The organism is Solibacillus sp. FSL R5-0691, from assembly GCF_037974225.1.
GTDB lineage: Bacteria > Bacillota > Bacilli > Bacillales_A > Planococcaceae > Solibacillus.
On the sequence record NZ_CP150231.1, the window covers coordinates 57,501 to 72,287 of the forward strand.

The following is a 14,787-nucleotide window of genomic DNA, read 5'->3' on the forward strand; positions in this document are numbered from 1 at the left end:
GTTGCTTAGACAACCAGGATGTTGGCTTAGAAGCAGCCATCATTTAAAGAGTGCGTAATAGCTCACTGGTCGAGTGACGCTGCGCCGAAAATGTATCGGGGCTAAACGATTCACCGAAGCTGTGGATGCATACTTTGAGTATGCGTGGTAGGAGAGCGTTCTAACAGCGTTGAAGTCAGACCGGAAGGACTGGTGGAGCGGTTAGAAGTGAGAATGCCGGTATGAGTAGCGAAACATGGGTGAGAATCCCATGCACCGTATGACTAAGGTTTCCTGAGGAAGGCTCGTCCGCTCAGGGTTAGTCGGGACCTAAGCCGAGGCCGATAGGCGTAGGCGATGGACAACAGGTTGATATTCCTGTACCACCTCCTCACCGTTTGAGAAATGGGGGGACGCAGTAGGATAGGGTAAGCACGCCGTTGGTTGCGCGTGTTCAAGCAGTAAGGCGTGTATGTAGGCAAATCCGCATACTTTAACGTTGAGCTGTGATGACGAGCTCGTATGAGCGAAGTTCCTGATTTCACACTGCCAAGAAAAGCCTCTATCGAGGTGAGAGGTGCCCGTACCGCAAACCGACACAGGTAGTCGAGGAGAGAATCCTAAGGTGTGCGAGAGAACTCTCGTTAAGGAACTCGGCAAAATGACCCCGTAACTTCGGGAGAAGGGGTGCTTCTTTGGGTGCATAGCCTAGAGAAGCCGCAGTGAATAGGCCCAGGCGACTGTTTAGCAAAAACACAGGTCTCTGCAAAACCGTAAGGTGACGTATAGGGGCTGACGCCTGCCCGGTGCTGGAAGGTTAAGAGGAGCGGTTAGCGCAAGCGAAGCTGTGAATTGAAGCCCCAGTAAACGGCGGCCGTAACTATAACGGTCCTAAGGTAGCGAAATTCCTTGTCGGGTAAGTTCCGACCCGCACGAAAGGCGTAACGATCTGGGCACTGTCTCAACGAGAGACTCGGTGAAATTATAGTACCTGTGAAGATGCAGGTTACCCGCGACAGGACGGAAAGACCCCGTGGAGCTTTACTGTAGCCTGATATTGAATTTTGGTACAACTTGTACAGGATAGGTAGGAGCCAGAGATCTCGGAGCGCCAGCTTCGAAGGAGGCGTCGGTGGGATACTACCCTGGTTGTATTGAACTTCTAACCCATGCCCCTTAGCGGGGTAGGAGACAGTGTCAGGCGGACAGTTTGACTGGGGCGGTCGCCTCCTAAAGAGTAACGGAGGCGCCCAAAGGTTCCCTCAGAATGGTTGGAAATCATTCGTAGAGTGTAAAGGCATAAGGGAGCTTGACTGCGAGACCTACAAGTCGAGCAGGGTCGAAAGACGGGCTTAGTGATCCGGTGGTTCCGCATGGAAGGGCCATCGCTCAACGGATAAAAGCTACCCCGGGGATAACAGGCTTATCTCCCCCAAGAGTCCACATCGACGGGGAGGTTTGGCACCTCGATGTCGGCTCATCGCATCCTGGGGCTGTAGTCGGTCCCAAGGGTTGGGCTGTTCGCCCATTAAAGCGGTACGCGAGCTGGGTTCAGAACGTCGTGAGACAGTTCGGTCCCTATCCGTCGTGGGCGTAGGAAATTTGAGAGGAGCTGTCCTTAGTACGAGAGGACCGGGATGGACATACCGCTGGTGTACCAGTTGTCTTGCCAAAGGCATCGCTGGGTAGCTATGTATGGACGGGATAAGTGCTGAAAGCATCTAAGCATGAAGCCCCCCTCAAGATGAGATTTCCCATTACGCAAGTAAGTAAGACCCCTGAAAGACGATCAGGTAGATAGGTTCGAGGTGGAAGTGCGGTGACGCATGCAGCTGACGAATACTAATCGGTCGAGGACTTAACCACATTTTATTGCACAACTCAATGAAACGTTTATCCAGTTTTGAAAGAATGAAAATTCTTTTCAAGGGTTTTTAAAGCCCACTATAGTGAAGTGATGATGGCAAAGAGGTCACACCCGTTCCCATACCGAACACGGAAGTTAAGCTCTTTAGCGCCGATGGTAGTTGGGGGCTTCCCCCTGTGAGAGTAGGACGTCGCTTCGCACATGTAAACCCACTGAGAAATCAGTGGGTTTTTTGTTTTGTTTAAAAGCTAATACTATATATTATTTTACTGCAGAAAGTAACCATTATAATTTGTTCAAAAAAGGGTTTTGTTGTCATTGAGTATTGGGGAAATGAAAGCCTAGAAGCAATGATGGATGCAGTTACTAATAGTCGTAATTCCAACGCCAATGGTGGTCTGAAAGACGGATGCATCTTATAATAGAAGGACAATGAAAATGAGGTGAACGTGGTGAACAATGATCGACCAATCGTTCAAGCATTAAAAAAGTTTGTTGCGGATGATCCGCAATCTTTTCATGTGCCTGGACACAAAAATGGGTTGCTTTCGAATTTACCCAACGAAATAAAACAGGCATTAAAGTACGATGTAACCGAACTGACAGGACTGGATGACTTCCATCATCCAGAAGAAGCCATTCAACAGGCAGAGCAGCTTCTCGCATCAACATATGGAGCAAGTCGTAGTTTCTTTTTAGTGAATGGCTCAACAGTTGGAAACTTGGCTATGATCTATGCAACATGTGAAAAGGGAGATACAGTACTTGTTCAAAGAAATGCACATAAATCTATTTTTCATGCATTGGAACTTGTAGGAGTGAATCCTGTATATGTTTCACCAAAATGGGATATAAAAAGTCAGACAGCAGGTTGTATCGATTTTAAAACATTAGAGCAAGCAGTAGCGAGCTATCCCAATGCGAAAGCCGCTATTTTTACGTATCCGACATATTACGGTGTAACAGCAGATGATTTGGCGAAACAAATTGAATTGTGCCACGCATATAACATTCCTGTTCTAGTTGATGAGGCACATGGAGCCCATTTAACTGTATCTGAGAAGCTGCCCGCATCGGCACTGGAGCTAGGTGCAGATATTGTTGTCCAGTCCGCACATAAAACATTACCCGCAATGACCATGGCTTCCTTTTTACATATGAAAACATCATTAGTAAGTGAGCAGAAAGTAAACCGTTATTTACGTATGTTACAATCGAGTAGTCCGTCGTATTTACTGTTAGCTTCCCTAGATGATGCAAGAAGTTATGTGGCGAATTACACGGAAGCTGATTACATGTATCTTATGGAGAAACGGTTGGTATTTATTGAGTCTTTGACAGGAAGAATAGATTTGCAGGTTGTTGAAGTGAGTGATCCATTAAAACTATTAGTCCGTGCTCCGGGTTATACAGGATTTCAATTAAAAGAGGCATTAGAGAAATTTCATGTATATGTAGAATTGGCAGATGCAAAACAAGTACTTTTAATTTTACCGTTGTTAAAGCAGGGAGACTCTTATTCAATTGCGGATATATGTAACCGTATGAAAGAGGCATATACACATTTAAAAAAGTTTCCAACCATTGAAAATACAAATGAAATCGAAAGCTTCGAAACGACGGCTATTACACAACCTCAGTATAGCTTTGATGAAATAGAGAGGGCAGAAAAAGAATGGATTCCCTACAACCTGGCTATCGGACGTATTGCAGCTACAACACTTATTCCGTATCCGCCTGGAATTCCATTACTTGTACAAGGTGAAAAAATTACGGGAGTACAAATTGGCCAGTTAGAGGAGCTGCTTGCCATCGGGGCAATGTTCCAGGGAGATCATAGATTACAGGAGAAATTAATACAAGTCATAATATAGATGCAGGGAGAATATAAAAATGCAAAGGAATTTATTTATAACGTTTGAAGGCGGGGAAGGTGCCGGAAAAACGAGTGTATTAAAGGCAGTTGGCGAGCGTTTAAAGGAAAAGCGTATTGAGGCATTACTAACACGTGAGCCAGGCGGGATTGAAATCGCTGAGAAAATCCGGGCCGTTGTTTTAGACCCGGCACATACAAAAATGCATGAGCGAACAGAAGCATTATTATATGCTGCAGCACGGGCACAGCACTTCTACGAAAAAATTATGCCTGCATTGGAACAAGGAAAGCATGTACTATGCGATCGATTTATTGACTCATCATTGGCATATCAGGGCTATGCACGGGAAATCGGAGTTGATGATGTACTTGCCATTAATGAATTTGCGATAGGAAAGCGTCTTCCGGATATAACGATTTTCTTTAATATTGCACCTGAAAAAGGATTAGCACGTATTCATGCGACACGCAGCGATGAAATTAACAGATTGGATACGGAAGGTCTGGCATTTCATAAAAAAGTATATGAAGGGTACGAGGAAGCGATGAGACGATACCCTAACCGTTTTAAAATGGTGAATGCCGACCAGCCTATCGAGATGGTGGTAGAAGAAGTATGGGGGATTTTAAATCCGCTATTAGGGTAAAAGTAAATGAAGTGTACCTTTTATTTATGATATAATAGAGGAACCAATTCAATGAAGGGGTGAGTACGGATGAAGTTAGTAGTAGCAGTAGTGCAAGATCAAGATAGCAACCGCTTATCGAATGCATTAACAAAAAACAACTATCGTGCGACAAAATTAGCGAGTACAGGTGGATTTTTACGATCGGGGAATACGACATTTTTAATAGGTACGGATGATTCTTTAATTCCGAAGTTATTAGATATTATTCGTGAAAATTGCCGGTCACGTGAGCAAATGGTTGCTCCTGTATCTCCAATGGGGGGTAACGCAGATTCTTACATCCCGTACCCTGTTGAAGTTGAAGTTGGAGGAGCGATTGTATTTGTATTACCAATCGAACAATTCCATCATTTTTAATTTCTTTCAACAGACTGAAGGAAATTGAAGCCCCAGTCGGTATTGGTAAATTTGCGCAGCCAACATGACTTGCGCGTACACAACCGAGTTCGGTAGTAAGTATAGTGGGGCGTTATTTTTTTGGAGGCGAATGGTAAATGAAGATTAATCAAGATCTCCGCACAAATTTAAATGCGAATCGCAATGATTTGCGTCCGGCAAATCAAAACGGCAATCGCTTTGGTGACATGATTGTAAAGCAAGAGTCGAAAATGCAGTCAGAGCAGCTCACTAGATTAATGGGCGATATTTCTACAGCGGGAGACCGTGTAGCGCGATCACGGAATTTACGTGAATTAGCACGCTTTAAAATGCTTGTGAAACGTTTTTTACAGGAAGCTGTAGATTATGGACTTGAGACGAAGCAATCACATACATGGAACCGATTTGGTGAAGGCCGCCGCTTAAAAATTGTCGAAACAATTGATGAGCATCTTGTCGAATTGGCAGAAGATATTTTAAATGAAGAAAAAGAGTCTATTGAGTTATTAGCGAAAATTGGCGAGATTAAGGGACTTTTAATAAATCTGTATATGTAATAAATGCCCGTGTCTTTGATGTGCACTAGACACGGGCATTTTTCCAGGCAGAATATATATTGTTTGAATTGTACATAGGGCATTCAAATAAATAGAAGCAGGAAATGAAAAAGGTGAGGGAATTGACACGAACTATTGAAGAGCTTACAAAGCTGCAACCTGTAGTGATGAAGCAACTACAAACAATTGTAGATAAAGATCGTTTAGCACATGCCTATATATTTGATGGTGAAAAAGGTACGGGCAAACGTGATGTCGTCTCTTTTTTTATGAAACTTCTTCTTTGCGGAAATTTGTCAGAAAATGTTCCATGTGAAACATGTCGAAATTGCAGACGGGTCGATTCGGGAAATCATCCGAATATTTGGCAAGTAGAGCCTGATGGACAATTTATTAAAATTGATCAAATAAGAGATTTAGTTGCTGAAATGAAGATGACAGGTGTAGAGGAAGGCAAGAAAATTTATGTGCTGCACCATGCAGATAAATTAAACATTGCTTCTGCTAATATGCTTTTAAAGTTTTTAGAAGAACCGGACGGACAGGTCGTGGCAATTTTAATAACTGAGCAAATTCAATCTATCATTCCGACGATTCGTTCTCGTTGTCAGCATATTAAATTTGCTAAAGCACCTCGTACTACGCTGCTCGATCAGCTAGTAGAACAGGGAATTACAAATTCAATGGCATCGACAACAAGCATGGTGACAAATGATCTTGAAACAGCTATTGCACTTGCAAATGATGAGCAATTTGTACTTGCACGAAAAACAGTGTTAAAATTAGTAGAGATTGTTCATCAAAATGTTCATGAAGCACTATTATATATTCATGAAGAATGGCTACCACTCTTCAAAGAAAAAGAAGATATGGAGCTAGCACTGGATTTGCTGCTGTTTGCGTACCGCGATATTGTAGCGATTAAAGCGAATCAGCAAGCAAAGTGCACGTATCCCGATATGTATCAACGATTTAATGAAATGGCGCTCGTATTGACATATGAAAAGCTGTCACGACAAATGCAGTCTATTTTGCAGGCCCGCACGAATTTAAATCGTAATATGAATCGTACGTTATTGATGGAACAGCTTATGCTGAATCTTCAGGAGGGGTATACATTTGTATAATGTAGTCGGAGTTCGCTTTAAAAAAGCGGGTAAAATATATTATTTTGATCCAGCCGCTTATATTTTGGAAGTTGGCGAATATGTAATCGTGGAAACTGCGCGGGGAATTGAATATGGCAAAGTCGTTGTACCAATGCGACAAGTCGGGGAAAATGATGTTGTTTTACCATTAAAACAAGTAGTTCGCCCAGCCAATGAACGTGATCGTTTCCAGGTAGAAGAAAATACTATTGAGTCAAAACGTGCCTTTGAGTTAGCGAATACGAAAATTGTGGAGCATTCGTTGGATATGAAGCTCGTTGACGTTGAATATACATTTGATCGTAATAAAATTATTTTTTATTTTACAGCAGAAGGACGTGTAGATTTCCGGGAATTAGTAAAGGATTTAGCTAGTGTGTTCCGTACGCGAATCGAGCTACGTCAAATTGGAGTTCGTGATGAAGCGAAACTGCTTGGCGGGATTGGTCCATGTGGAAGAATGCTTTGCTGTTCGACATTTTTAGGTGATTTTGAGCCTGTGTCGATTAAAATGGCAAAGGACCAGAATTTATCGCTGAATCCGACAAAAATCTCCGGTCTATGCGGACGTTTAATGTGTTGTCTAAAATACGAAAATGATGATTATGAAATTGCTAAAGAAGGTATGCCAGACATCGGTGATTTATCAATGACACCAGAAGGCGAAGGCAAAGTCGTCGGATTAAATGTATTAGAGCGACTCATTCAAGTATATTTGACGAAGCAGGAGCGTATGGTTGAATATACGCTTGAAGAGCTTATGCAATATGAGAAAAATCTGATATAGATAGAATTAATGGGGTGGCTTGAGTGAAGGACCGTAATTTTTTGGATACTGTTATGGAGTTCGAACAACAGCTTGAATCAATGCAACAGCAATTTAGCGCACTTAAGCAATTTGTTGCGCATATGATGGAGGAGCATCAGACGCTTCAAACAGAAAACCTTCACCTACGTACGCGCTTAGAAGAACTATTAGCGAATGAAGCAACTGCAAGTAAACGAGTAGTAGAAGAGCTGAAAAAAGAACCAGTAGATATTGGCGAAGGGTACGATAATTTGGCAAGGCTTTATAATGAAGGTTTCCACGTATGTCATGTGCATTTTGGAAGCTCACGTAAAGGTGAAGATTGTTTGTTCTGTCTATCATTTTTAAATAAACAAAATGGTTAAAACAAAAGGCTGAATCTGCTAAAGTAGATATCAGTCTTTTGTTTAGAAAAGGCTGATTAAAATAGCCGTTAAGTGGAGGATTTAATAGTGGAACAATGGTTGAAGGATGATGAACGATTAGATTATTTACTGGCGGAAGATTTACGGATTATTCAAAGCCCGTCTGTTTTTTCGTTCTCATTGGATGCAGTATTGCTGGCGCGTTTTGTACAAGTTCCAAAAAATAAAGGACATATTATTGATTTATGTTCAGGCAATGGGGTAATTCCTCTTTTTTTGAGTGCGCGGACAAATGCAAAAATTACAGGTGTAGAACTGCAGCCGCGGTTGCATGATATGGCAACACGCAGCATTGCATACAATGACTTGGCGCAACAGATCGACATGCAGCTAGGTGATGTAAAAGATGCACCTGGTACACTTGGTATTGAAAAATATGATGCTGTCACATGTAACCCTCCTTATTTTTTGGCACATGAATTAAGTGAAAAAAATACGAGCGAGCACTATGCGATTGCTAGACACGAGCTTTATTTAACACTTGATGAAGCAGTCGAAGCAACAAGCCGTCTATTAAAACAAGGTGGAAAGGCAGCCTTTGTACACAGACCAGGCAGGCTTTTGGATATTGTTAGTGCGATGCGTGCAAATCGTCTGGAGCCGAAGCGTATTCAGTTTGTTTATCCGAAACGCGGAAAAGAAGCGAATACATTGTTGATTGAAGCAATTAAAGACGGAAAGCCGGACTTGAAAGTATTGCCACCATTATACGTATATGAGGATAACAATGAGTATACGCCAGAAGTGAGGGCACTATTATATGGAGAAGGAAAATAAACATTACTTTTATGTGGTAGAGTGCAGTGATGCATCACTATACGCAGGTTATACGAATAATTTAGAAAAGCGAATTGCAGCACATAATGCAGGTAAAGGGGCAAAATATACACGGGCACGCGGACCGGTAACATGTATTTATTTTGAAACATTTGAAACAAAACAGCAGGCCATGTCCGCGGAATATGCCTTTAAACAATTAAAGCGTCCCCAAAAAATAAAGTATATAAGGAGTGCTACAGATGAACTCACAAAAAAGTAGCCAGCACGAACAAGGAAGCTGCCTATACTTAGTAGCGACACCTATTGGCAATTTAGAAGATATGACGATGCGTGCACTGCGTATATTAAAAGAAGTCGATATTATTGCTGCAGAAGATACGCGCAATACGAAAAAGCTATGTAATTATTTCGATATTCAAACACCGCTTATTAGTTATCATGAACATAATATTGAAGTAGGCGGAGAGAAACTGCTGGGCTATTTACAAGAAGGAAAATCCATTGCGTTAGTAAGTGATGCAGGTTTACCATGTATTTCAGATCCTGGTGCGGATATTGTCGTAAAAGCAGTCGCGGAAGGGTTTGCTGTTGTACCAATCCCTGGAGCCAATGCCGCTTTAACCGCTTTGATTGCATCAGGACTTTCTCCACAGCCATTTTATTTCTTCGGATTTTTAAAACGAAATAAAAAGGAACGCCGAGAACAGTTGGAAAAATTGTCGAAACGTGAAGAGACGCTGATCTTTTATGAAGCGCCACATCGTTTGAAGGAGACATTGAAAGACTTACAACTCGTATTAGGTGACCGCAAAATTACCCTGGCACGGGAATTAACAAAGAAATTTGAAGAGTTTTTACGAGGTACAATAGACGAAGCGATTATTTGGGCAAATGAAAATGAAATACGCGGTGAGTTCTGCATCGTGCTGGAAGGGAATACTTCCGGTGAGGTCGATGAAGAAGAAGAAGCGTACTGGACGTCTATGTCATTGGAAGACCATGTTACTTATATAATAGAAGAAACTCAAATATCTTCAAAAGAAGCCATTAAAGAAGTGGCCAAATTACGCAATTTACCGAAACGTGACGTTTATCAGGCATATCATCAATAAAAAAGCGTTGAAAAGTCAACATACTTTTCAACGCTTTTTTTATTTGGTAATATAATACTTTACTTTACTTAATTTAGTAAACGCGTAGCCGCTTCAGTTATTTAAGTAAGTGGTATTATTTTTTTAAGTTTTCTTGAATTTCTTTCATTAGTGCTTCGGCACCTTCAGAAGACAAGATTAATTTACCGCCTACTAAACGCATGTTTTCATCAGAAACTTCACCAGTTACTGCACATGTCATATTAGGCATGTATTTTTTTAAGATGATTTTGTCGTCATCCACATAAATTTCTAAAGCGTCTTTTTCAGCAATACCTAATGTACGGCGTAATTCGATTGGAATAACTACACGTCCTAATTCGTCTACTTTACGTACGATACCTGTTGATTTCATATTAATATTTCCTCCTATATAAAAAAAGTTATTTAAATTCGTCAAAATTCGACATCATCCTGATCTAGTTAAAATCATACCAACTAATACCATAAACGTCAATAATTTAGCATTCATATTTCCTTCATTTAAGGAACTTTTTTGTCATATTTGTACTTTTTAAGGAAATTATAAAAAAAAATTACCATAGAAAATTGTGAATAGTCGGAAAGATTTAACCATTTCCCAATATTTAGTTTTGATTTTTCGACAAATCTGAATTCCGATAAACTTTCATTGAAACAATTTTCGTACTTCGTTAGAATAAGACTTATACTTAACAAACAAATGGAGGCACTTTCGTGAGTGAACAACAAACATTCTATATAACAACCCCAATTTATTACCCGAGTGGAAAATTCCATATCGGTACTGCATATACGACAGTTGCATCTGATGCAATAGCGCGATATAAGCGTTTAAAAGGATTTGATGTCCGCTTTTTAACAGGCATGGATGAACACGGACAAAAAATTCAAGAAAAAGCACAGGAAGCAAATATGCATCCACAAGATTATGTAAATGAAATTGCTGAAGGTGCCAAAAAATTATGGAATACTATGGATATTTCCTATAATGACTTTATTCAAACCACTGAATCACGTCATAAAGATTCTGTAGAGAAAATTTTCCAGAAGTTTTTGGACAACGGCGACATTTACAAAGGTGAATATGAAGGACTTTATTGTGTCCCTTGCGAGTCCTACTATACTGAGACGCAATTAGTCGATGGAAAGTGCCCGGATTGTGGACGAGATGTGCAAAAAGTTAAAGAAGAGTCATATTTCTTTAATATGAAGAAATACGCAGACCGCCTGCTTGCTTATTATGAAAATAATTTACAGTTTATCGAGCCGGAATCTCGCAAAAATGAAATGATCAATAACTTCATTAAACCGGGTCTGGAAGATTTATCTGTTTCACGTACTTCATTTGACTGGGGAATTAAAGTACCAGGGAATCCGAAACACGTTATTTACGTATGGGTCGATGCATTATCGAACTATATTACTTCATTAGGATACGGTTCTGACAATGAAGAACTATTCAATAAATACTGGCCGGCAGATGTCCATGTAGTAGGGAAAGATATTGTTCGTTTCCATACAATTTACTGGCCGATTTTCTTAATGGCATTGGATTTACCCTTACCTAAGAAAATTTTTGCACACGGTTTCATTATGATGAAAGACGGAAAAATGTCGAAATCTAAAGGGAATGTCGTGTATCCGGAAATGTTAATCGAGCGATATGGTTTAGATGCAACACGTTATTTCTTATTGCGTGAGCTGCCATTTGGTCAAGATGGCGTATTTTCACCTGAATCATTTGTTGAGCGTACAAATTTCGACTTGGCAAACGATTTAGGAAATCTTTTAAATAGAACAGTTTCCATGATGAATAAGTATTTCGATGGGGTAATTCCTACTGAAAACTTGGAAGCAACACAATATGATGCAGCATTAAAAGAACATGCTGAAAATGTACGTGTTAAATATGAAGAAAGTATGGAAAAAATGCAGTTTAGTGTCGTACTTTCTGAAATATGGTCATTAGTTTCACGCACAAATAAATATATTGATGAAACTTCTCCATGGGTATTGGCAAAAGAGGAATCTGACAAAAATAAACTTGCCGCTGTTATGAACAATTTGGCAGAAAGCTTACGTCATATTGCAGTGATGATTCAGCCATTTATGACAAATGCGCCAAAACAAATTATTGAACAATTAGGTCTTGATGAAAAATCATTACATTGGGACACAATTGAAACATTCGGCAATGTTATTCCGAAAAACATAAAAGTTGCTGAAAAAGGAACACCAATTTTCCCGCGTCTTGATACAGAAGTGGAAGTTGCTTACATTCGTGAGCAAATGCAGAGCTCTGTAAAAACAGTACAGGAAGAGGAAACAACAACGGTTGAAGCACCGGATACAGAAGAAATTACAATTGACGATTTCATGAAAGTAGATTTACGTGTTGCAACAGTAGTAGCATGTGAACCAGTTGCGAAAGCCAAGAAATTATTAAAGCTTCAGGTTGATTTAGGTTATGAACAACGTCAAGTTGTATCGGGTATTGCAGAGCATTACAAACCGGAAGAACTTATCGGTAAAAAGGTAATTGTCGTTGCAAATTTAAAACCTGTTACATTACGCGGCGAATTATCTCAAGGGATGATTTTAGCAGGCTCACATGACGGAGTTTTAACATTGGCTACTGTTGATCCGAAATTAGCAAATGGTGCACAAGTAAAGTAATGTGAAAACAGTCTGTTGGACCCGAAAAGTTCAGCAGACTTTTTCATTTACTTAATAATATATAATAATAAATTATATAAATATAATTTAATTTTGGATGAAAAAGGATGATAAGTGGATTACTGGGATAATGGTTATCGTTTTATAATATGTAAACAATAATAAAAGAGTATTTTGTAATCTATATGTAATAATACTGAAAACTAAGAAATATGATCTATGAGTACAATACACGATAGGAGAAATGAAGATGAAAACATTTATAGATACACATGTCCATTTAAACGCAGATCAGTATGATGAAGATTTACAGGAAGTTATAGACCGTGCTATTGCTGCAAATGTTGAAAGGATGGTTGTAATCGGCTTCGATAAAAAAACGATAGAGCGTGCGATGCAACTAATAGAGGATTATGATTTTATTTACGCAGTAATCGGTTGGCACCCGGTAGATGCAGTTGATTGTACAGATGAGTTTTTAAACTGGATCGAACAGCTTGCGCAGCACCCTAAAGTTGTTGGAATCGGTGAGACTGGTTTGGATTATTACTGGGATAAATCTCCGAAAGATATACAGCAGTATTGGTTCCGTAAGCAGATTCAATTAGCAAAAAAGCTCGAATTGCCAATTATTATTCATAATCGTGACGCAACAGGAGATGTTGTGCAGATTTTAAAAGAAGAAGATGCAGCAGCTGTGGGCGGGATTATGCATTGTTTCGGCGGTAGTGTTGAAACAGCTCGCGAATGTATAAACATGAATTTCATGATTAGTCTTGGGGGACCGGTAACATTTAAAAATGCACGTCAGCCAAAAGAAGTCGCGGCAGAAATTCCACTGGAACATTTGCTGATTGAAACAGATGCGCCGTATTTAGCTCCGCATCCATTTCGAGGAAAACGAAATGAACCGGCATTCGTTACATTGGTGGCAGAGGAAATTGCTCGCCTGAAGGAATTGCCTGTGGAAGAAGTTGCTAAAAAAACTACGGAAAATGCCAAGCGCTTCTTTAAAATTCAATGATGAAAAACTCTAAAAAACAGTAGAAATTAATTTCGGATTTTTACGTTAGGATTGTTTTTCTAAGTGCAAAAGCTTTAAGATGATAAGTCGCCTCCAATACTAGTTGCAGTACGAGTTCAAGCAAAATGCCCAATTTTTGATAAATTCTTTTTTATTGACAGTAAGAAAACTAGTACGTATAATCCAACTTTGTATTAAGGAGGCGTTATTTTCATGTCAAATCAATCCATGAAAAGCCAGTTCTTAGGATCATTGAGGAGTAAGCAAACAGGGGTCCGAATTCTTTCTGTAGTCCTGTTTGTATCTGTAATTGCATTTGTTCTATACCATGGAACTAAAACTCCTGTCACGTTAACAGTTGACGGAGAAACCACAAAAATTTATACACACGCAACTACGGTTGATGAGCTACTGACAGCTCAAAATATAGATTATACAAAATACGATAAAGTATCACCCTCACTGAGTACCAGTATTGATAGTGGAATGTCAATAGAATGGGAACAGGCAAAAGAAGTAGTAATTTCAGTTGATGGAAATCAGTCTAAAGTTTGGACAACTGAAAATGTAGTGAAGAACATTTTGGAAGAAGCAAATATTGAAGTAACAGAGCATGATCTTGTATCACAAAGCTTAGATACAGAAGTAGGAGCCGATAACAAAATCGATATTCAAAAAGCGTTTCAGTTAACGCTTGTCGATGGCAAAAAAGAGAGACAAGTATGGTCCACTTCGACTACGGTCGCTAACTTTTTAAAACAACAAGAGGTTCAATTAGGAGAATCGGATCGGGTCGACAAAGGTTTGGAGGAAGTTATCACTCCAAACGATAAAATCGCAGTTGTTCGCGTAGAAAAGGTTACCGATGTAGTGGAAGAATCAGTAGATTTCGCAATTGAAAAGAAAAATGATTCTTCTTTATTAAAGGGCAAAGAAAAGGTTGTTTCAGAAGGTAAAAAAGGTAAAGTAGAACGCACATATTCTATCGTTAAAGAGAATGGTAAAGTCGTATCGAAAAAGCTTGCTTCTGAAAAAGTAGTTGAAAAACCAAAAACAAAAGTTGTATCTGTAGGGACAAAAGTTGTCACTGCAAATGTTTCCCGATCTAGTGAACCAAGTTCAGGGAAAGAGTTTTATGTAACTGCAACAGCATATACACCAAATTGTGCAGGCTGCTCAGGTATTTCGGCAGCAGGTCTTAACCTGCGCGCAAATCCGGATATGAAAGTTATTGCAGTAGACCCAAAAGTTATTCCATTAGGAACAAAAGTATGGGTTGAAGGCTACGGGAATGCTGTAGCTGCTGATACAGGCGGAGCTATAAAAGGTAAAAAAATTGATGTTTTAGTACCGACAACGTCCAAAGCAAAAAGCTGGGGACGTAAAAAAGTTCGTATTAAAGTATTGAACTAAATGATTTTTTGCAATTTCAAGCTGAAGTGGAAGA

14 protein-coding genes and 2 rRNA genes (1 of these 16 cut by a window edge) are annotated in these 14,787 nt (G+C 39.8%); 15 read left to right on the forward strand and 1 reads right to left on the reverse strand.

What is annotated here, in order from left to right:
• The 12 genes from MKY51_RS00255 to rsmI form a co-directional block, all read left to right on the forward strand.
• Positions 1-1,845 (forward strand): 23S ribosomal RNA (locus MKY51_RS00255) (it extends 1,084 nt beyond the left edge of the window).
• A gap of 84 nt (positions 1,846-1,929) precedes the next feature.
• Positions 1,930-2,045, forward strand: a 5S ribosomal RNA gene (rrf, locus tag MKY51_RS00260).
• A 253-nt stretch (positions 2,046-2,298) separates the two neighbouring features.
• Positions 2,299-3,720: an aminotransferase class I/II-fold pyridoxal phosphate-dependent enzyme gene (locus tag MKY51_RS00265; protein WP_339174640.1), complete on the forward strand. Its 1,422-nt coding sequence runs from the start codon at positions 2,299-2,301 to the stop codon at positions 3,718-3,720.
• Positions 3,721-3,739: 19 nt separating this feature from the next.
• Positions 3,740-4,369 (forward strand): dTMP kinase, encoded by a 630-nt coding sequence (gene tmk / locus MKY51_RS00270; RefSeq protein ID WP_339174641.1) that lies wholly within the window; start codon positions 3,740-3,742, stop codon positions 4,367-4,369.
• A 69-nt stretch (positions 4,370-4,438) separates the two neighbouring features.
• The gene (locus tag MKY51_RS00275; protein ID WP_079523149.1) at positions 4,439-4,768 is read left to right on the forward strand and encodes a cyclic-di-AMP receptor; all 330 of its coding nucleotides are present in this window, start codon (positions 4,439-4,441) and stop codon (positions 4,766-4,768) included.
• A 137-nt stretch (positions 4,769-4,905) separates the two neighbouring features.
• Positions 4,906-5,346 carry a YaaR family protein gene (locus MKY51_RS00280; RefSeq protein ID WP_339174643.1) on the forward strand — a complete coding sequence of 147 codons (441 nt, stop codon included), beginning with the start codon at positions 4,906-4,908 and terminating at the stop codon, positions 5,344-5,346.
• A gap of 122 nt (positions 5,347-5,468) precedes the next feature.
• Positions 5,469-6,473 (forward strand): DNA polymerase III subunit delta', encoded by a 1,005-nt coding sequence (holB, locus tag MKY51_RS00285; protein ID WP_339174644.1) that lies wholly within the window; start codon positions 5,469-5,471, stop codon positions 6,471-6,473.
• Complete coding sequence (locus MKY51_RS00290; protein WP_339174645.1) at positions 6,466-7,281, forward strand: stage 0 sporulation family protein; 816 nt, start codon at positions 6,466-6,468, stop codon at positions 7,279-7,281. The genes holB and MKY51_RS00290 overlap by 8 nt, the downstream gene beginning before the upstream one ends.
• A gap of 23 nt (positions 7,282-7,304) precedes the next feature.
• Complete coding sequence (yabA, locus tag MKY51_RS00295) at positions 7,305-7,667, forward strand: DNA replication initiation control protein YabA (RefSeq protein ID WP_339174646.1); 363 nt, start codon at positions 7,305-7,307, stop codon at positions 7,665-7,667.
• Between the two features lie 87 nt (positions 7,668-7,754).
• Positions 7,755-8,504 (forward strand): tRNA1(Val) (adenine(37)-N6)-methyltransferase, encoded by a 750-nt coding sequence (locus MKY51_RS00300; protein ID WP_339174647.1) that lies wholly within the window; start codon positions 7,755-7,757, stop codon positions 8,502-8,504.
• On the forward strand, positions 8,488-8,766 hold the full coding sequence (locus MKY51_RS00305) for a GIY-YIG nuclease family protein (protein WP_339174648.1): 279 nt from the start codon (positions 8,488-8,490) through the stop codon (positions 8,764-8,766). Before MKY51_RS00300 ends, MKY51_RS00305 begins: the two co-directional genes overlap by 17 nt.
• The gene (gene rsmI / locus MKY51_RS00310) at positions 8,747-9,619 is read left to right on the forward strand and encodes a 16S rRNA (cytidine(1402)-2'-O)-methyltransferase (RefSeq protein ID WP_339174649.1); all 873 of its coding nucleotides are present in this window, start codon (positions 8,747-8,749) and stop codon (positions 9,617-9,619) included. Before MKY51_RS00305 ends, rsmI begins: the two co-directional genes overlap by 20 nt.
• A 115-nt stretch (positions 9,620-9,734) precedes the next feature.
• Here rsmI and MKY51_RS00315 read toward each other — a convergent pair whose 3' ends face one another.
• Entirely contained in the window at positions 9,735-10,013 is a 279-nt protein-coding gene (locus tag MKY51_RS00315) for an AbrB/MazE/SpoVT family DNA-binding domain-containing protein (protein WP_008408305.1), read from the reverse strand.
• A 341-nt stretch (positions 10,014-10,354) separates the two neighbouring features.
• Here MKY51_RS00315 and metG point away from each other — a divergent pair, with 341 nt between their 5' ends.
• The 3 genes from metG to MKY51_RS00330 all read left to right on the forward strand — a co-directional run bounded on the left by metG (position 10,355) and on the right by MKY51_RS00330 (position 14,753).
• Complete coding sequence (metG, locus tag MKY51_RS00320) at positions 10,355-12,316, forward strand: methionine--tRNA ligase (protein ID WP_339174650.1); 1,962 nt, start codon at positions 10,355-10,357, stop codon at positions 12,314-12,316.
• A 250-nt stretch (positions 12,317-12,566) separates the two neighbouring features.
• Positions 12,567-13,340, forward strand: coding sequence for a TatD family hydrolase (locus MKY51_RS00325; RefSeq protein WP_339174651.1), 774 nt, complete (start codon positions 12,567-12,569; stop codon positions 13,338-13,340).
• A gap of 213 nt (positions 13,341-13,553) precedes the next feature.
• Entirely contained in the window at positions 13,554-14,753 is a 1,200-nt protein-coding gene (locus tag MKY51_RS00330; protein WP_339174652.1) for a ubiquitin-like domain-containing protein, read from the forward strand.
• Positions 14,754-14,787: the final 34 nt, after the last annotated feature.

Coding starts and splice junctions, on each gene's coding strand:
- MKY51_RS00305 (WP_339174648.1), top strand. CDS start 8,488: ATGGAGAAGGAAAATAAACATTACTTTTATGTGGTAGAGTGCAGTGAT.
- MKY51_RS00280 (WP_339174643.1), top strand. CDS start 4,906: ATGAAGATTAATCAAGATCTCCGCACAAATTTAAATGCGAATCGCAAT.
- rsmI (WP_339174649.1), top strand. CDS start 8,747: ATGAACTCACAAAAAAGTAGCCAGCACGAACAAGGAAGCTGCCTATAC.
- MKY51_RS00315 (WP_008408305.1), bottom strand. CDS start 10,013: ATGAAATCAACAGGTATCGTACGTAAAGTAGACGAATTAGGACGTGTA.
- MKY51_RS00275 (WP_079523149.1), top strand. CDS start 4,439: ATGAAGTTAGTAGTAGCAGTAGTGCAAGATCAAGATAGCAACCGCTTA.
- tmk (WP_339174641.1), top strand. CDS start 3,740: ATGCAAAGGAATTTATTTATAACGTTTGAAGGCGGGGAAGGTGCCGGA.
- MKY51_RS00325 (WP_339174651.1), top strand. CDS start 12,567: ATGAAAACATTTATAGATACACATGTCCATTTAAACGCAGATCAGTAT.
- MKY51_RS00330 (WP_339174652.1), top strand. CDS start 13,554: ATGTCAAATCAATCCATGAAAAGCCAGTTCTTAGGATCATTGAGGAGT.